The following is a 17876-nucleotide window of genomic DNA, read 5'->3' as shown; positions in this document are numbered from 1 at the left end:
TCAATGACCGGCGTTGGCGCAACACGATGAACGAAAACAGATTTCGTTCAGATCAATTTCCCGAATTCCGCTCTGCCTCAATCTGGCGCCATTTGGCGACATTGCGATTGTGTTCCTGCAAGGTTTCGGCAAATGCATGACCGCCCGTGCCATCGGCAACAAAGAACACGAAATCCGTGTCATCCGGCGCAACAGCAGCTTTTAGGCTGGCCAGGCCCGGATTGGCAATCGGCGTCGGCGGCAAACCGTCTATCTGATAGGTATTCCACGGCGTTGGTCGGTTCAGCTCGCTGCGGCGCAGCCCGCGCCCCAACGTGCCTTGCCCTTTGGTAACGCCATAGATGACGGTCGGGTCCGTCTGCAACCGCATCCCCTGTTTCAGCCGGTTCACAAAAACACTGGCCACTTGCCCGCGTTCTTCCGGAACTCCGGTTTCCTTTTCGATGATCGACGCAAGGATCAGCATTTCTTCGGGACTTTGCAGCGGCAACCCGTCCTGACGGCTTTCCCAAACGGCATTGATCCGCAATTGTTGCTTGTCCTGCATCGCCTGCAAAATGTCGTTACGGTCCTGGCCCGCCACAACATCGTAACTGTCCGGCGCCAGCATCCCTTCGGCCGGGATCTCGGTCACCTCACCTGTCAAAGCGTCGAACGCCTTCAACGCCTCGACCACCTGCCACGAGGTCACACCTTCGGCCAGTGATACGCGGTAACGGGTGTCCGCCTCGTTGCGTTTCTCGGTATAAGCCTCAGGCACCTCTTCTTCCGAGGGATCAAACGACGCGATTTCTACGAAATCCAAGGTCGCCGGGTTCAACTCGCGCACACGGGTCTGAGCACGCGTCACACCGATACGATACTCAATCTCGGATCCACAGGTGCTGGCACCGCTGCTGGTGATCTCGTCGATGATCTGCTCCATCGACGCACCTTCCCGTACCAGAAAGCTGCCTGCTTTCAACTGCTGCGCCCGATCCGTGTAGTCCGCAGCCATCCGAAAGATCGTGGCACTGCTGATCGCGCCCTGCTCTTCCAGTTGTTGACTGACACGTGTCATGTTCGATCCGCTTCTGACCTGAAGGCAGATTGCGGTTTCAAGCGGGCCCTCGGCCTTGTACTGGCTCTGCCCCCAAAGGATCAGTCCGCCCATCAGGAACAGGCCGACCACCAGAATGGTCAGCGCGTTCGAAGCAATGGCCCGCCACATTTAGCTGGCCTTTCCGAAGATCACGCTGGCATTGGTGCCGCCAAACCCGAACGAATTCGACAAGGCCACATTGATCTCACGCTCGCGTTTTGCGTTCGGGGCCAGATCAATCGGTGTCTCTACCGCAGGGTTGTCCAGGTTGATCGTCGGCGGGGCTACCTGATCACGGATCGCCAGAATCGAGAAGATTGCCTCGATCGCGCCCGCAGCACCAAGCAAGTGACCGGTTGCCGATTTGGTCGACGTCATGGTGGCGTTCGCGGCGTGGTCACCCAGCAAACGCTCAACCGCGCCCAGCTCGATCGTATCCGCCATGGTCGAGGTGCCATGGGCGTTGATATAGTCCAGATCTTTCGGCTCCAGCCCCGCACTGCGCAGCGCCGCCCGCATCGAGCGTTCTGCCCCGTCACCATCCTCGGACGGTGCCGTGATGTGATACGCGTCACCCGACATGCCATAGCCCAGCACCTCGGCGTAGATCTTCGCACCGCGGGCCTTCGCGTGTTCATACTCTTCCAGAATGACAATGCCCGCACCTTCGCCCATGACGAACCCGTCGCGGTCCACGTCATAGGGTCGGCTGGCCGCTTTGGGGTTATCGGCATATTTGGTCGACAACGCCTTGCATGCGTTGAACCCGGCGATGCCGATCTCGCAGATGCAGCCTTCACCGCCACCTGCGACCATGACGTCTGCGTCCCCTGCGCGAATGATGCGGCTGGCGTCGCCGATGGCATGGGCACCGGTCGAACACGCCGTCACGACCGAATGGTTCGGCCCCTTGAAGCCGTGCCGGATCGACACCTGACCTGATGCAAGGTTGATCAGAGCACCCGGAATAAAGAACGGTGAAACCCGACGCGGGCCCTTGTCGCGGATCAGATTGGCGGTATTCGCGATCGAACCCAACCCCCCGATGCCGGAACCGATCAGAACCCCTGTTCGCAGCCGGTCCTCTTCATCTTCCGGCAACCAGTTCGCATCTTTGCAGGCCATTTCCGCGGCTGCGATGGAATACAGGATAAAGTCCTCAATCTTGCGCTGCTCTTTCGGCGGCATCCAGTCATCGGGATTGAAGGTCCCGTTGGTTCCGTCCCCGCGGGGGACCTCGCAGGCGTAGGTCGTGGTGACACCACTGCCTTCCGCATCAAAATGCGTGATGGGACCAGCGCCGGACTCTCCGTCCAGCAGCCGCGACCAGGTTTCCTCGACCCCGCTGGCCAAAGGAGTGACCAATCCAAGACCGGTTACAACGACTCTGCGCATGAAGTGCCTCTTGCCTGCTTCCTGTTATGAGAACCGCTCTTACCCCGGCCCGGGGTGCGGGGGCAAGAGCAACGGCGATTTCAGGCGGGCTTCCCGCCGCCGGGCAACCGAAGCAGTACCGCTTTTGGGTTACGGAAACAGGTGCCCGCCCTTTCTCGGATTCGATTGAAAGGGCGAAGCGCGTTTATTGGAACTGTGCCACCGGCTCATGCGCCGTTTTCGCCATTTCCAGTGCATCGGTCAGGTCAAGTGTCTTGCGAAACAGTGCACGTCCCACGATCGCACCCGAGATATTGGGAATATATGCCAGCCGCGAGATGTCATCCGCGGTACGCACAACACCGCTTGCTATCACCGGGGTGCGCGAATGGCTGGCAAGCCCCGAGATCAGGCCAAGCTGAGCCTCGACGTCCTCCATATCGCTGTCGATATCCGTCACCACGATAGCAGCAAACGGCGCCCCTTCGAATGCGTCGATAAACGCTTCGGGCGTGAATACGCTTTGGCTGCGCCAGCCATCCGTCATTACAAAACCTTGCCAGACATCGACCGACAGCACGATTTGATCCGGGTAGAGCGTGGCCAACTCCTTGACCAGTTTCGGCTCGCGCGCTGCCAGCGTCCCGATCACAACGCGACCGACGCCCTTGTCGATCCAGCGTTCGACCTGTTCGCGGGTCCGCATACCACCTGCCAACTGAACCGGGATTTCGGCCGCGCGGATAATCTCTTCAATCAATTCGACGTTGGTATCTTTGCCCTCGATCGCGTCGAAATCGGTCAGGTGCATCCATTCGGCACCCGCTTCGGCCCAGCTTCGCGCCGTTTCGACCGGGTTTACATGCCAAATCATGGCGTTGTCCAAACGACCTTTGTCCAATGTGACACACCGGCCGTTCTGCAATTCCATAGTGGGGTATATCCTCATGAGCTCGGTCCTCCGCTCAATCGCTCTGAAAATCCCCGGAAGCATACACCTGGAATGCCCTCCCAATATCACTGGGATCGGCACAGTTTGGCCATTTTGCGGCATAGTGTCGAGGTGGCGGATTCACGCCAGCGCTGGTGGCCCATTGCGCCGAAGCAAATGCACCGGGGTTTCATTATACACCCCTTCCCGCATCAATACATAGCCCAGCTTTTTGGCAAGTTTCTGCGACGAGGCGTTGGACGCATTCACCATCGCAACCAATGGCCCGGGAATCACCCGGTCAAACCAGTCATGCGCTGCCTTGGCCGCCTCATACCCCAGGCCCTGCCCCTGCGCCTCGGGCGCCAGAACCCAGCCCGCCTCGGGAAAGCCGTCGAAATCCTCGCCCATCTGACGGTTTCCGTAAAAGAAACCGGCCTGTCCGATCAGCTTTCGATTCGATTGTTGCAGCACACCCCATTGTCCAAACCCGGCCATCTGCCAATGCCCGGCATTGCGCAAAAAGGAATCCCATGCTTCTCCGCGCGATCGGGGTGAGCCGCCAACATGCTGAACGACGCACGGATCTCTCCAGATCTCGGCGAACCGGTCAAAGTCCTCCGGGCGCATGGCACACAGCGTCAAACGCGCGGTATTTATCATGGGAGTGGATCTTATCATGCCCTGTCCACTTTGAATTTTGCCTCAATGGAAACAGTGCGTATCCGAATATAAACGCGCAAGCATGAATTTTGAGCGGGCACAAAAAAACGGCGCCTCCGTTGCCCGGAAGCGCCGCTTTTGATCAGAAGGAAACGCTTAGGACGCTTCGCTGATGAATTTGACCGCGTCGCCGAAGGTCTGGATGGTCTCGGCTGCGTCATCGGGGATTTCGATGCCGAACTCTTCTTCGAAGGCCATGACCAGTTCAACGGTGTCCAGGCTGTCTGCGCCCAGATCATCGATGAAGGACGCGTTTTCCGCGACTTTATCTTCTTCAACACCCAGGTGCTCAACAACGATCTTCTTAACGCGATCTGCGACGTCGCTCATGTCTATTCCTCATTCCTTTACAGGGCGGTCTGCCCGATTCTGCCCTTGCCCGCACGGGTTGGCTTTGATTTGCCCGTTTCGGGCGGTTTGGGTCCCGGCGAACCGGGAAGTCGAAGGCCGACCTGAACAACCGGCCCCGCATAGATGCGCCGCCTATAGCATAGTCGACGCAAGAGGCAAACGCTTTCGCGCTGCCCCTGTGGCGATCACAACATGGCCATACCACCGTTCACATGCAAGGTGCTTCCGGTAACATAGCCCGCTTCGGGACTGGCAAGGTACAGAACAGCCGCTGCAATTTCTTCGGGATCACCCATGCGGCCCGCCGGAACCTTCAACAACAGACCCTTTTTCTGTTCCTCGGTCAGCTTTTCGGTCATTGCAGTCGTGATGAAACCCGGCGCCACGGCGTTCACGGTAATTCCGCGCGTTGCCACTTCGTGCGCCAAAGCCTTGGAAAACCCTATCATTCCGGCTTTTGACGCCGCATAGTTCGCCTGCCCCGGATTACCGATTACGGCCACCACGGACGAGACATTCACGATCCGGCCCCAGCGTGACTTCATCATGCCCCGGATCACGCCTTTGCACAGTTTCATGGTCGAGGTCATGTTCACGTCTATCACGCTCTGCCATTCCTCATCAGACATGCGCATGAACAGGTTATCGCGCGTGATACCGGCGTTGTTCACGAGGATGTCCACCGATCCCATCGCTTCGATCGCTTGCTTTGGCAACGCTTCGACGGCCTCCGGATCGCTCAGATTGCAAGGCAACACATGCGCGCGTTCGCCCAGTTCATCTGCCAGAGCCTGCAATGGCTCGACCCGTGTACCGGACAATCCGACTGCTGCGCCAGCACCGTGCAACGCACGTGCAATGTCGCCTCCGATACCGCCCGAAGCACCGGTGATCAGCGCATTCTTACCTGTCAAATCAAACATTCGGTTTTCCTCTTGGTGCGTCGGCCACGACGCGTTTTGAGCTTACGATTCGGCCTGAACGGCCTTTTGAACATCTTCCGGGGTGCCCACGGCCTTGCCCGAAATGGCACGATCGATCTTGCGGATCATGCCGGACAGCGCTTTGCCAGCACCGATTTCCCATGTCTCGGTCACGCCTTGCGCCGCCATGAACTGCACGCTTTCACGCCAGCGAACCGACCCCGTCACCTGTTCCACCAGCAACTGGCGGATCAGATCCGGATCACTGACGGCTTCGGCGCGCACATTGGCTACCAAAGGCACGGAAGGCGCCTTTATCTCGACGGCAGCAAGCGCTTCCGCCATGACATCTGCCGCAGGTTGCATCAGCGCACAGTGAAATGGAGCACTTACAGGCAACATGACGGCACGTTTTGCACCTTTTTCCTTGGCAATCTCGGCGGCACGCTCGACAGCAGCCTTGGAACCGGACACAACGACCTGGGTTGGATCGTTGTCATTGGCAGCCTGACAGACCTGCCCCTGCGCGGCTTCTTCAGCAACGGCGCGCACCGCCTCCAGATCCAATCCAAGAATGGCCGCCATTGCGCCCTCGCCGACCGGTACGGCACTTTGCATCGCCAGACCGCGAGTGCGCAGCAGGCGCGCGGTGTCCGCAACCGACAAAGCCCCCGCAGCTGCAAGGGCCGAGTATTCACCCAAGGAATGACCTGCCACGAAAGCCGCCTGACCAACCGAAACGCCTTCGGCTTCCAGCGCACGCATTGCCGCCATGGATGTCGCCATAAGAGCCGGCTGGGCATTCTGAGTCAGCGTCAAGTCGGCGATGTCGCCTTCCCAGATCACGTGGCTCAGCTTCTCTCCCAGCGCCTCGTCCACCTCATCGAAGACGGCCTGCGCCGCCGGATAGGCATCGGCCAGTGCTTTGCCCATACCGATGGTCTGGGCGCCCTGCCCCGGAAAAACGAACGCGAGTGTCATTGCAACCTCATGGATGATGTCAGGTTGCGGCGGGGTGTAAACTGACTGATCGTCTGGCACAAGCTCTGCCTGTGTTCTGCATTCTGGCACCTTGGCTGTGCACAAGCACTTACTTGTGTCGACCTCCGATAACCTTAACTTGAGCGCAGCACAGAATCCCGGAGCGTTGCACCCATGGCCTCGACCAATTCCTTCTCAAGCTACGGAAGTGTCGCAAAGACGTTTCACTGGCTCACCGCGTTGTTGATCTTCACGGCCCTGCCGCTCGGCTGGATTGCGGACAACCTGGCCCACGCCGTATTGCATGCCCCCACAGCCCCAAGCGAGGCCGAAATCGCACGCGCGGCGCGCATGTTCTCATTGCACAAGACCGTGGGCGTCACCGTGTTCTTCGTTGCTTTGGCTCGGATAGTGTGGGCTTTCACGCAAACCAAGCCCGGCCTGTTGAATGCCGACAACAAGCCCGAGGCTTTCGCCGCCGAAACTGTCCACTGGCTTCTCTACGGGTCACTGGTGCTTGTGCCACTGACCGGTTGGGTGCACCACGCCGCAACCGAAGGCTTTGCTCCGATCCTCTGGCCCTTCGGCCAAAACCTGCCTTTCGTACCAAAATCGACCATTGTGGCCGAGGTGACAGGTGTCCTGCATTGGCTGTTCATGTGGACGCTCGTCGGCGCGTTGGTCCTGCATGTTGCCGGGGCATTGAAGCATCATGTCATAGACAAGGACAGCACGTTGCGCAGGATGTTGCCGGGTGGGGCGGACGCACCGGAACCTCCACGCCAGCATCATTCCCTGGTCCCCGCCGTCGCTGCGGTGGCCGTTTGGGCGCTTGTCATCACCGGCGGCTGGGTCTCTGGCGAATTTGCGCGTGAGGCCGACGATGATGACGCCGACGTCCAACTGGCCGAGGTGCAATCAGACTGGCAGGTTCAGAACGGCACCTTGTCCATTACGATCTCGCAATTGGGCAGCCCGGTCACCGGCTCGTTCTCCGACTGGACGGCAGCAATTGCTTTTGACGAGCCTACTGACCCCGGCCCGGCCGGGGCCGTCGACGTCACGATTGCAATAGGATCTCTCAGCCTCGGAACCGTAACCGAACAGGCCATGGGGACGGATTTCTTCGACAACGCCCAGTTTCCGACGGCCCAATTCACGGCTGACCTTTTCAAAACCGAAAGCGGATATGAGGCACGCGGACCGCTGACAATCCGCGACAAGACGATCGATATCATACTCCCGTTTTCACTGGAGCTTCAGGACAACACCGCGACCATGACAGGCTCGGTTGATCTGAACAGGTTGGATTTCGGCATAGGCGCATCGCAACCCACCGAAGATTCGCTCGGCTTCTCCGTCACAGTCGCTGTGGAACTCGCTGCGTCCCGCGGTCAGTAATGGCAAAAAAAACCGCCGGTGATCCTGTCACCGGCGGTTTTCCTGTTCGTCGCCTCGCGCTTATTCGGCTTTTTGCGCTTCGACCGAGATCTGCACCTGCACTTCGTCACTTACAAACGGTGCGAACTGGCCCAGATCAAATTCACTACGGACAAGGGTCGTGGTGGCGTTGAAACCGGCCCATGGCTTGTTTGCCATCGGGTGGGTGTCAACCTTGTTCAGTTTGGCGTCCAGAACAACAGATTTGGTCACGCCGTTCATGGTCAGGTCGCCGGTGATATTGGCAGTGTTTTCACCGGTCACTTCGATACCAGTCGAGGTAAAGGTAATCAGATCGCCCTCGGTCGCACCAAAGAAATCTTCGGTCATGAAGTGATCTTCACGCGGCTTCCAGCCGGTGAACATTTCCAGTACCGGCATCGATACGCTCACGCTGGAGGCGGCGGGATTTTCCTGGTCAAACATGATCTCGCCCTCAAAGCCCGAGAACATGCCGGTTGTGGTTGAAAAGCCCAGGTGGTCATAGCTGAAGACAACCTGGCTGTGGCTCGGGTCCAGCACGTATTTCTCGGCGCTGGCGAATGCCGTGGTCGCCGATACGGCCAGTGCAGCAGCAAGAAGGGTGGATTTCATAACAATCTCCGCGTTTTTGTGAATGCAAACCGTCTGGGTTGCTCACAAACAAGATGTGCCGCCTATCGGCGGCACACAACCTTTTTCGAGTCACAACATCTGTTCCTTTTTGAACAGAATAAAGTTCAGCCGAAAATTGTTACGCTCTTGCTCAATTGTCCCTTCAACGCTCGGCTGACATCCGCCGATTCAAGGGGCAGCTTCATCAAAAGGCTTCCATCCACATCGAACAGGTGAACTTCGTTTTCTTCAAAACGCGCACCACCCAGCGATTCATAGCTGCGGCGCAGCACTGTCTGAGGGCGCCCGTCTTCGTTCTTTTGCAGAACACGGACTTCGCGGCGGATCGGATCAAAATAGGCATCCGGGCGCTGATCAAGAACTTCGATCGTCAGCAAACTGACACCGACGATCAGAAACAGCATCGAGGCCACCATCTTGATCGGCCAGACATCTGCACCCACGATCGAACCCGGCATCAGCCACATCGAAAACGCGGAAAAGATCAGGAACGCTCCGACCAACCGTGCCAGGATCAAACGGGCCTTCCAGTTTGGCGCGAAGGCAATCATTACCGGCACCGAATGCTCAAAGCGCGAGCTTGCCGCCTCTTCCCGGTATGTGTTTGTATTTGTCGCGGTCATAACACTTCACCCTTTATCAGGTTACTGTCGAATTTCTGTTTGGTCCGGGTAACGTCCGGTATGCAAAACAACTTTGAGCCGAAAAGCGTCAGCATTTGGGCACCCCAAAGGAAATTGGGCGGCGTCTCAAAGGCATATGTGGCGGGGCTTGCTCCTGCGGTTCAAACGTGTATACGGGGCCATCCTTCGCAATCAAATGAATCGCGCAGCCTCTCGTGGCAGGGTCGCGAAGGACCGGATGGCCCCGCCTATGAAATGCGCCTTGACATAAACAGGAGTGCACATGCCACTGTATGAGCATGTAATGATCGCGCGTCAGGATCTGTCCAACGCGCAGGCGGAAAGCCTCGTCGAACATTTCGGCACCGTACTGGCTGACAACGGCGGCAAGCTTGTCGACAGCGAGTATTGGGGCGTCAAGACGATGGCCTACAAGATCAACAAGAACCGCAAGGGCCACTATGCCTTTATGAAGACCGATGCGCCCTCGGGTGCGGTTCAGGAAATGGAACGCCTGATGCGCCTGCATGATGACGTCATGCGCGTTCTGACCATCAAGGTTGACGGTCACGAAGACGGCCCGTCGGTTCAGATGCAGAAGCGTGACGAACGTGGCGACCGCCGCGAGCGTCGTTGATCACCGCCTGAGGAAAGGACACTAAACCATGGCCGCAAAACCATTTTTCCGCCGCCGCAAGGTCTGCCCGTTCTCGGGTGAGAACGCGCCGAAAATCGACTACAAGGACACCCGTCTGCTACAGCGCTACATCTCTGAGCGCGGCAAGATCGTGCCCTCGCGCATCACCGCCGTTTCGGCGAAAAAGCAGCGTGAACTGGCCCGTGCTATCAAGCGCGCCCGCTTCCTCGCCCTGCTGCCCTACGCCGTGAAGTAAGGAGAGACTGACATGCAAGTTATCCTTCTGGAACGCGTTGCGAAACTGGGTCAGATGGGCGACGTCGTTGACGTCAAACCCGGATACGCCCGCAACTTCCTGCTGCCCCAGGGCAAAGCCCTGAGCGCCTCGGACGCCAACATCGCGTCGTTCGAAGCCCAGAAAGCGCAGCTTGAGGCACGCAACCTGGAAACCAAGAAAGAAGCTGAAGCACTGGCTGAAAAGCTGGACGGACAGCAGTTCATCGTGATTCGCTCGGCATCGGATGCTGGCGCTCTGTACGGCTCGGTCACCCCGCGTGACGCCGCAGACGCTGCAACCGAAGCCGGATTCACCGTCGACAAAAAGCAGGTTATCCTGATCAATCCGATCAAGGAACTGGGCCTGCACTCGGTTGCAGTCAAGCTGCACCCCGAAGTCGAAGTTGAAATCAAGATGAACGTGGCGCGTTCGGAAGAAGAAGCCGAACTTCAGGCCTCGGGCAAATCGATCCAGGAACTGGCCGCAGAAGAAGAAGCAGCCGCTGAATTCGAGATCGCTGAACTGTTCGACGACATCGGCTCGGCCGCGTCCGAGGACGAAGAGCTGGCCCCGGAAGCCGCTCCTGCCGAGGAAGACGAAGCCAAAGCCTGATCCGGCAAGGTTTCGAACAAAACAAAGGCCGTGCTTCAGCGCGGCCTTTTTTCTTGTCGCCGAGCCAAACCAGCGAATTTCAGCCCAACTCCATCCACAATCTTGCAGCCAAATACCCAGACCATATCATTGCCACTCGAAACTCCGGAGAAACCAATGCCCCTGTTCAACCGTCGCAATCTCTTGGCACTCTTACTGACAGCCCCGTTGGTTGCCTGCGGTGCAGGAGAAGTATCCAAGGCGGGGACACAACAATTCAATCCTCCGCTCTATCCGAACGAAACGCCGGAACTTCGCGCGTCGATCAACAAATGGGCCGACCACTACCAGCTTCCGCGAGAGCTTGTTCACAAGCTTGCCATTCGCGAAAGCACACATCGCCCCTGGGCGGTCAACCGACCTTATTATGGGCTGCTGCAAATCCTTCCGGCCACCGCGCGATCCATGGGATACACCGGAAACGCCGAAGGCCTGTTGGACGCCGACACCAATCTTGAATTTGCCGGGAAATACCTTCGCGGTGCCTGGCTTCTGTCTGATGGCAACCAGGATCGGGCCATATTTCTTTATGCCAAGGGTTTTTACCCCGAAGCCAAAGCGCGCGGATTGCTGGTGGAAACTGGGTTGAAACCCGCCAAATGACGGTGATTAGCGTCAGAAAACCGCGTGAAATTAGCACTTTTTGCCGAATAGTGACAAAAATGTTCTATTGAGTGTCTCAATAATTGGAATTGCGCAGACAATTAGTACCTCGCCTTGTCATGTTTAGGAAAGTGTGGTGTTCTGACCCGGTGAGGTAAACGGGTTCCACTCTGTGTTATATGCATGCTCGACGACACCATCGGGCTGTAAGATGGGCCGCAGCTAGTAGGCGCCACATGGAAATTGTCGATCTGAGCACTCTGCCGGATTCAGAAGTTCGATACACCGAATTTCTAAGGCAAATCTGTGAGAAGCATGATATGGATCATGCTGCATATGCTGGCATGAACCCTGCGGCCGGTACGGTAGCAGGATTCGTGACATATGACGACGCCTGGAATGAACACTACACAAACCAGGGTCTGATCATGATCGACCCGACCATCCATATGGCCCGCCGCAGCATTGCGCCAGTGGACTGGAGTCGCTTGGAGCGCAGCCCCGACTTCCAACGTGTATTCCGGGATGCCCATGATTTTGGATTGCCGAACCAAGGCGTTACAATTCCCGTGCGCGGTCCCTACGGGGATATCGGCCTGCTGAGCGCAACGCGCGATTGCAGCAAAGAGGAATGGCGCAAGCTTTACACGCATGTCATCAGTGACTTGCAGTCGATGGCAGTGCACATCCATGACAACGTGGTTTCATCAGACGAATTGACCAGCGCGCTGTATCATCCAACGCTCTCCAGACGTGAGACAGAGATTTTGCAGTGGGTCGCGGCGGGGAAATCGCAGCAGGATATCGGCGATATTTTGTCAATTTCGCACCGAACCGTAGAAGTGCACTTGCGTTCCAGCCGAGAAAAGCTTAGTGCGCTGACCACCCCTCAGGCCGTTGGCCGGGCGATCGCAATTGGGCTTATTACCCCAAGTTAAACAAAAAAATCGCCAAATTTCGCCAAAATACGGGAAACCCCCAATAGAAAAATCCCCTGTGTCCGGTAACGTCTAAGTTACCGAACAACCACTCGAAGGGGGAAGAAATGATCATCGTGGTAGATGGCCTGAACAGACATTTGTTCAGCGAAGTTCTTGACGAAATGTTCGAGTTGAGAGCACGTGTATTTGGGGGACGCCTGGGATGGGACGTCAACATTCAAGACGGAAAAGAAATCGACGAGTTCGATCAACTGGACCCGGCATATGTAATCGGACTCGACGATGAGGGGAATGTCGTCGCAGCCGTGCGTGCCCTCCAGACCACCGGACCTCACATGTTGTCGGATGTCTTTTCCGCCATTCTTTGCGGCGAAGCACCTCTTCGCAGCGCAACCATGTGGGAATCCACCCGTTTCTGCGTAGACACCCAACGCCTCACGCGTGGCAAGGAAAAGAACTCGGTCTCCTACGCCACTTGCGAATTGATGATCGGATCTCTGGAATATGCGAAGAACGCAGGTATTCAGGACATCATCACCGTGATCGATCCGGTCATGGATCGGGTGCTGAAGCGTTCGAATTGCGCGCCTTATGACTACGTCGGCAAGACGGTTCCAATGGGCAAAGTTCACGCATTGGCCGCTTTGTTGGACTGCACCGAAGAACGTATCGCCGGTCTGCGTGAATTCGCGGACATTCACAACGACGTCTTCATGGACGACGAAGAGGCGCTGGCCCTGTTTGCCGCGAAGAATGCCGCGGCCAAGAACCCGGCGAACCAGGATCACAAACCACTCACCGATCTAGAGAAATACTTTGTGGAACAGATGAGCGCTGCAAAAACGGAAGCTGAACGGCAGGACGTCCTCAAGCTGATCGAAGCGCTCACGGATACGTTCACGCCCGAGCAAAGAACCGCTCTTTTGGAAACCCCCCGTGCTTTTGCTCATGAGGCCTGACCCCCTCACCTCATAGATACAAAAGCCACCCATGCGGAGCCGTCTGAATGCAGGCGGCTCCGTTTTTTTGTCCCTTCCTCTGAGGAAGGGAAGGAAGAGGATTACTCCTCTTCCAGTGCCTCAACAGCTTTCTTAAGGTCGTCTTTGCTGACTTCCTTGTCAGTGACCTGAGCCAGCTCCAACACGTAGTCCACGACCTTGTCTTCAAAGATCGGCGCCCGCAGCTGCTGTTGCATCTGCGCGTTCTGCTGAACGAACTCAAAGAACTGACGTTCCTGACCCGGGTACTGACGTGCCTGGTTCATGATCGCCTGTGTCATCTCGGCGTCGGTGACTTCAACCTCGGCCTTCTGGCCCAGTTCAGCCAGCAACAGACCCAGACGCACGCGGCGCTCGGCCAGCTTGGTGTGCTCGTCCGTGGGCTCGATCGGATCGTGGTCGTGGCCTTCGACTTCAGGGTTTTCTTCGTGCCACAGTTGATGTGCAATCTGCTTGGCTTCGGCTTCAACCAGCGACGGCGGCAGGTCGAACGACACCATCTCGTCCAGCGCGTCCAGCAAGGCGCGCTTGATCACGGCGCGCGATGCACCGGCATACTCAGCTTCCAGGCGCTCGGCGATCTGCTTTTTCAGAGCTTCCAGGTCTTCGGCACCGAATTTTTTGGCCAGCTCGTCGTTCACTTCCGCAGCAACCGGTTCTTTGACTTCCTTGATGGTGCAGGTGAAGACAGCGTCTTTGCCGGCCAGATGCTCGGCGCCGTACTCTTCAGGGAACGTGACGTTGACGTCTTTTACTTCTTCAGCTTTCACGCCAACCAGTTGCTCTTCGAAGCCGGGGATGAAGCTGTTCGAGCCCAGAACCAGCGGGTAATCCTCTGCCGAACCACCTTCGAATTCCTCGCCGTCAACCTTGCCGACGAAATCGAACACGATCTGGTCGCCGTCCTTGGCTTTTGACCCCTTGCGGCGCGCTTTGAAATCCTGAGCGGTTTCCGCCAGATTGTTCAACGCTTCCTCGACGGCGGCGTCATCGGCCTTGACGGTCAACTTCTCCAACTTGACCGATTTCAGGTCAACTTCAGGGATCGCTGGCAGCGCTTCGTAGGACATGGCGACTTCCACGTCATCGCCTTCCTTCCAGTCCTCATTGGTCATCTTGACCTCGGGCTGAAGCGCGGGGCGATCACCGCTGTCTTCGAAATGCTTGTTCATGGCGCCGTCGATGGTTTCCTGCATCGCCTCGCCCAACAGGCGCTGGCCAAACTGCTTTTTCAGCAGCGCCATTGGCACCTTGCCTTTACGGAAACCTTTCATTTCGATTTCCGGCTGCGCTTCGGTCAGCTTTTCATTGACCTTCTCGTCCAGCTCGGCTGCTGATACAACGATGTTGTAGCCACGTTTCAGACCTTCGTTCAGCGTCTCGGTTACCTGCATTATGGTAGTCCCCATAGGATTCGGGGCGCGCAAATAGGGCGCGCCGGGCAAATTTGAAGCCTTCTATTTGCCCAGCCGCCCACGTGCAAGGGGCAAAGGCTGAATCCAGTGGTATTTGATCACCAAAACCGCAAAAAAGAACGCCCCGGAAACCGGGGCGCTCGCACTTGGCCCAGCCTGACAATCAGAACTTCCAGCGTGCGCCCAGAACCCATGCTTCGTTGTTGTCGAAGGACGAGCCGTCATCGAAATCGTGGTTGCGGTATTTCAGATAGACATCCGTGTTGATCGGCTCGACTTTCTGCACGACCGCGATACCCCAGGCTTTGGTGTCTGACCCGTTGCTCTGGAAATCCGAGCCATCATAGTAATCGATGCCGACGCCGGTCTTGCCCCAGGACACCCAGTTGCCTTCGTACGAGATCTTACCATACCAATAGTTCGGATCCGTAGCGCCGGCCTGATCGTCGTCACGTGTACCGCCCGCGATCGTAAAGCCCAGCCCGCTGGGCAGCAGAACAGACGCCGAACCAATGGTGTCTTTGCGGTCGCCCGAATTGTCATCGCGCTCGCGCACCGAATAGGCAACGGCTGCCGCGAATTCCACTCCACCGGCAAAGGTGTTTTCATAAAACAGGCCGACGTCGTAATAATCGTCATCGTCGCTGCTGGACAAAATGTTCTGACCATAAGCGAATCCAGCGGAAAACCCGTTGAACGATGGCGTATCATACCGCACCCGCCCACGGCGCGCGCCGTCAAAGTTGCTGGAACTGTCACCAACCGTGATACCGCTCAGCATTCCATTCGTGGCGCGGTAGAAGAAGCCCGAGTTTTCGTCATTGGTAAACGAATACAGCGCCGTTCCGACATAGGACAGGTCCGTTTCCGCTGCACCATCAGACACCATGCTGCCCTGACCAGCCGAGAATTTGCCGTAGTTGCCCTTCATGGCAAAATCCACGTGGCGGATGTCTTCACGGGTCCAGCCACTGAAATTCGTGCCGTTCTGGTTCCACTCGGTCGAGTTCGGCAACCCCAGCGCAGATTCAAATCGGAAGGTGAACTCGTTCTGTCCGAAAGGCTGCATCAGACGCAGGCCGACACGGCTGTTCGACAGATCGTTGTCGAGAACTCGGGTCTCGGTATCCTGACCGTCATCTACCGAAATTAAGGCTGGGTTCAGCTGTCCATACAGCAGCACATACCCGCCACTATTGTTTTCGTACTTCAGCTCGGCCACAGCCGGGATTGCGGTCGTCGCAGTCAGAACAGCGGCTACAGATATCGGTTTAATGTTAAGGTTCATTTCACTCACCATGAATGGTTCGGGGTTCAGGTACTGTCCATTTGTTTACGAACTGCGAGCGTTCCAGTGGCCCGCATACACTCCCTCGCAAGCATTGCAAATTCGCAACATGGCATGTCGAAAAAACGACTATTTCGTATTTTATATCATACAGTTACGAATCCATTCGAAAATCCACGGCACAGTGTGCAAATAAATTGTGACGTCCAGCTATGCATCTGGCAAACATTCGGTCTGCATTGCTGCGAACCTTGACGGCGGATTTCCGCCGACTCGCCGCGAATTGAGCCGTTCCACGCCCAACGAACTCAAATATTCAACTTTCTGAAAACCTCCGGCACCTGTTCCGGCAAATCTTCGGCAATCAAACCCGGACCGAACTGGCGCGCACATTCCACATGCAGCCACGCCGCAGTTCCCGCCGCCTGCATCGGTGCCAAGCCTCGCGCCAGCAAACCTGCGATGAAACCCGCCAGCACATCGCCGGACCCGGCCGTCGCCAGCCAGGGGGCCGCTCTTTCGTATACGGCCGCGTTGACCACGCATCGTCCGTCTGGTGCGGCAATCACCGTGTCCGGGCCCTTGAACAGAACCACGCACCCGGCCCGTTTTGCCGCAGCACGCGTCGCGTCTACTTTGGAAAACGCCGGGCCCTTGATCGGTTGCGCCTCCATCTGCTCGGCGATGTCCGGGAATACCCGTGCAAATTCCCCGCCATGCGGCGTCAAAACGCATTGGTCGTGCAATCGCGCGATCAGACCACCGGGATCCTCGGCAAAAGCTGACAAAGCATCCGCATCCAACACGGTCGCCCGCCGCGCAGCCAAGGCCATCGGCACCAGCGCCCGCGCCCGCGCCCGCTCCAATCCCAGCGCAGGCCCCAGGCAGAGCGCATTCAGGCGCGTATCCTCCAGTATTTCAGACAATCCATCGGCCCCATCAACCCTCTGCAACATGAGGGCCGTGATCTGGCTGGCCACCTCCATCTGCGCAGACGGCGGCACGCCCAGCGTCACCAGCCCCGCTCCAACCCGCAAAGCCCCCCGCGCCGCCAGCCGCGCGGCCCCTGTTTTGCCCGAGCCCCCGGACAGGATCAAAGCATGGCCATGCGAGTATTTGTGGCCAACCGAAACTTTCGACAGCTTCACCCTGTCGGCTTGGGTCGTGTGAACGATCTGACCGTCTTCCAGTGTTTCAAGCCCGATCGACTTGGTTCGGACCGTCCCGCAGGCCGCCGGGCCATCACCCAGAACATGCCCAAGCTTTTTGCTGTGAAACGTCACCGTCATGTCTGCAACAATCGCCTGACCAAGAATACGACCGCTGTCGGCGCACAAGCCGCTTGGCGCGTCAATTGAAACAACCTTTACACCTCGCTCTCGCAGCAGGGCCCTGACTGACGCATTGGCCAACAGGGAAAACGCCCCTGCAAATGGCCGGGTGAGACCAGTGCCAAAAACCCCATCGACTACCAGGTCCATGTCTTCTGGAAGGCGAAGAAAATCGCCTTCTAATAGGGCAGGGTCGACAGCGAATACGCGAACCTCGTTCTTTGCCCCCCATCTCTCATAATTCACCCGCGCATCCGGTGGCAGTTTTTCCGGGTTCCCGTACAGAAACACCTCAACTTCCCACCCCAGCGCCTGCAAAAGCCGCGCCACGACAAACCCGTCACCCCCATTGTTGCCCGGTCCGCACAGCACTGTTGCGCGCAGCGGATCCTCTTCATCTGGCCCCAAATATCCCGGGGAGCGCGAGGGGCTGGCCCCTCGCCTGTCCAACATGGGCCATTCCTCGAAAATCGCGTCAACAACACCCTGCCCGGCCCGCTCCATCAGTTCCAGACCGGTCACGTCACCAGAGTTGATGGCGGCTTGCTCAATGGTCCGCATCTGTGCCGCTGTCAGCAATTCCATCCTTCCACCCCTTGCTCGATTCACTTCTGATTACTTTTTGTGCAAATCGCTCAAAAATTAGCACCAAGCCGTTTTTCCAAGCATCCCGACCCGCACGATATCGCAATC

The 17876-nt window shown here is 57.4% G+C and carries 19 protein-coding genes; 7 read left to right on the top strand and 12 right to left on the bottom strand.

Annotated elements, in window-relative coordinates; translation table 11 throughout:
• Nucleotides 1-52 precede the first annotated feature (52 nt).
• The 7 genes from mltG to fabD all read right to left on the bottom strand — a co-directional run bounded on the left by mltG (nt 53) and on the right by fabD (nt 6364).
• Complete coding sequence (mltG, locus tag ACR0DJ_RS04870; protein WP_480684059.1) at nt 53-1210, bottom strand: endolytic transglycosylase MltG; 1158 nt, start codon at nt 1208-1210, stop codon at nt 53-55.
• Nucleotides 1211-2476, bottom strand: a complete 1266-nt coding sequence (fabF, locus tag ACR0DJ_RS04865) for a beta-ketoacyl-ACP synthase II (protein WP_170343925.1) — start codon at nt 2474-2476, stop codon at nt 1211-1213.
• A gap of 184 nt (nt 2477-2660) precedes the next feature.
• Entirely contained in the window at nt 2661-3404 is a 744-nt protein-coding gene (locus tag ACR0DJ_RS04860) for a 1-(5-phosphoribosyl)-5-[(5-phosphoribosylamino)methylideneamino]imidazole-4-carboxamide isomerase (RefSeq protein ID WP_170343924.1), read from the bottom strand.
• Between the two features lie 123 nt (nt 3405-3527).
• Nucleotides 3528-4067, bottom strand: coding sequence for a GNAT family N-acetyltransferase (locus ACR0DJ_RS04855; protein ID WP_170343923.1), 540 nt, complete (start codon nt 4065-4067; stop codon nt 3528-3530).
• Nucleotides 4068-4205: 138 nt separating this feature from the next.
• Nucleotides 4206-4439, bottom strand: coding sequence for an acyl carrier protein (locus ACR0DJ_RS04850; RefSeq protein ID WP_008756330.1), 234 nt, complete (start codon nt 4437-4439; stop codon nt 4206-4208).
• A 206-nt stretch (nt 4440-4645) separates the two neighbouring features.
• Nucleotides 4646-5383 (bottom strand): 3-oxoacyl-[acyl-carrier-protein] reductase, encoded by a 738-nt coding sequence (gene fabG / locus ACR0DJ_RS04845; RefSeq protein ID WP_170343922.1) that lies wholly within the window; start codon nt 5381-5383, stop codon nt 4646-4648.
• A gap of 42 nt (nt 5384-5425) precedes the next feature.
• Nucleotides 5426-6364, bottom strand: coding sequence for an ACP S-malonyltransferase (gene fabD / locus ACR0DJ_RS04840; protein ID WP_170343921.1), 939 nt, complete (start codon nt 6362-6364; stop codon nt 5426-5428).
• Between the two features lie 174 nt (nt 6365-6538).
• Between fabD and ACR0DJ_RS04835 the strand changes: the two genes are divergently transcribed.
• Entirely contained in the window at nt 6539-7765 is a 1227-nt protein-coding gene (locus ACR0DJ_RS04835; RefSeq protein WP_480684058.1) for a cytochrome b/b6 domain-containing protein, read from the top strand.
• Nucleotides 7766-7825: 60 nt separating this feature from the next.
• On the opposite strand, the gene ACR0DJ_RS04830 is transcribed toward ACR0DJ_RS04835, so the two are convergent.
• Entirely contained in the window at nt 7826-8398 is a 573-nt protein-coding gene (locus ACR0DJ_RS04830) for a YceI family protein (protein ID WP_170343919.1), read from the bottom strand.
• Between the two features lie 125 nt (nt 8399-8523).
• Nucleotides 8524-9042: a hypothetical protein gene (locus ACR0DJ_RS04825; RefSeq protein WP_117868609.1), complete on the bottom strand. Its 519-nt coding sequence runs from the start codon at nt 9040-9042 to the stop codon at nt 8524-8526.
• A 283-nt stretch (nt 9043-9325) separates the two neighbouring features.
• Here ACR0DJ_RS04825 and rpsF point away from each other — a divergent pair, with 283 nt between their 5' ends.
• From rpsF to ACR0DJ_RS04795, 6 genes are all read left to right on the top strand, one after another.
• Entirely contained in the window at nt 9326-9679 is a 354-nt protein-coding gene (gene rpsF, locus ACR0DJ_RS04820; RefSeq protein ID WP_170343918.1) for a 30S ribosomal protein S6, read from the top strand.
• Nucleotides 9680-9707: 28 nt separating this feature from the next.
• The gene (rpsR, locus tag ACR0DJ_RS04815) at nt 9708-9935 is read left to right on the top strand and encodes a 30S ribosomal protein S18 (RefSeq protein WP_005608650.1); all 228 of its coding nucleotides are present in this window, start codon (nt 9708-9710) and stop codon (nt 9933-9935) included.
• A 12-nt stretch (nt 9936-9947) separates the two neighbouring features.
• Nucleotides 9948-10568: a 50S ribosomal protein L9 gene (rplI, locus tag ACR0DJ_RS04810; RefSeq protein ID WP_170343917.1), complete on the top strand. Its 621-nt coding sequence runs from the start codon at nt 9948-9950 to the stop codon at nt 10566-10568.
• A gap of 156 nt (nt 10569-10724) precedes the next feature.
• Nucleotides 10725-11210 carry a lytic transglycosylase domain-containing protein gene (locus ACR0DJ_RS04805; RefSeq protein WP_257598950.1) on the top strand — a complete coding sequence of 162 codons (486 nt, stop codon included), beginning with the start codon at nt 10725-10727 and terminating at the stop codon, nt 11208-11210.
• A 236-nt stretch (nt 11211-11446) separates the two neighbouring features.
• Entirely contained in the window at nt 11447-12148 is a 702-nt protein-coding gene (locus tag ACR0DJ_RS04800) for an autoinducer binding domain-containing protein (protein ID WP_170343915.1), read from the top strand.
• Between the two features lie 107 nt (nt 12149-12255).
• Entirely contained in the window at nt 12256-13110 is an 855-nt protein-coding gene (locus ACR0DJ_RS04795) for an acyl-homoserine-lactone synthase (RefSeq protein WP_170343914.1), read from the top strand.
• 101 nt (nt 13111-13211) lie between these two features.
• Here the strand turns inward: ACR0DJ_RS04795 and tig are convergent, their stop codons facing one another.
• From tig to ACR0DJ_RS04780, 3 genes are all read right to left on the bottom strand, one after another.
• Nucleotides 13212-14543 carry a trigger factor gene (tig, locus tag ACR0DJ_RS04790; protein ID WP_257598951.1) on the bottom strand — a complete coding sequence of 444 codons (1332 nt, stop codon included), beginning with the start codon at nt 14541-14543 and terminating at the stop codon, nt 13212-13214.
• A 184-nt stretch (nt 14544-14727) separates the two neighbouring features.
• On the bottom strand, nt 14728-15852 hold the full coding sequence (locus tag ACR0DJ_RS04785) for a porin (RefSeq protein ID WP_170343912.1): 1125 nt from the start codon (nt 15850-15852) through the stop codon (nt 14728-14730).
• A gap of 308 nt (nt 15853-16160) precedes the next feature.
• On the bottom strand, nt 16161-17768 hold the full coding sequence (locus ACR0DJ_RS04780) for an NAD(P)H-hydrate dehydratase (protein WP_480684056.1): 1608 nt from the start codon (nt 17766-17768) through the stop codon (nt 16161-16163).
• Nucleotides 17769-17876: the final 108 nt, after the last annotated feature.

The sequence above is a fragment of the Ruegeria sp. BF10 genome, assembly GCF_056538725.1.
Note: the sequence above shows the minus strand (reverse complement) of the source record. Positions and strands in the feature narration are given on the sequence as shown.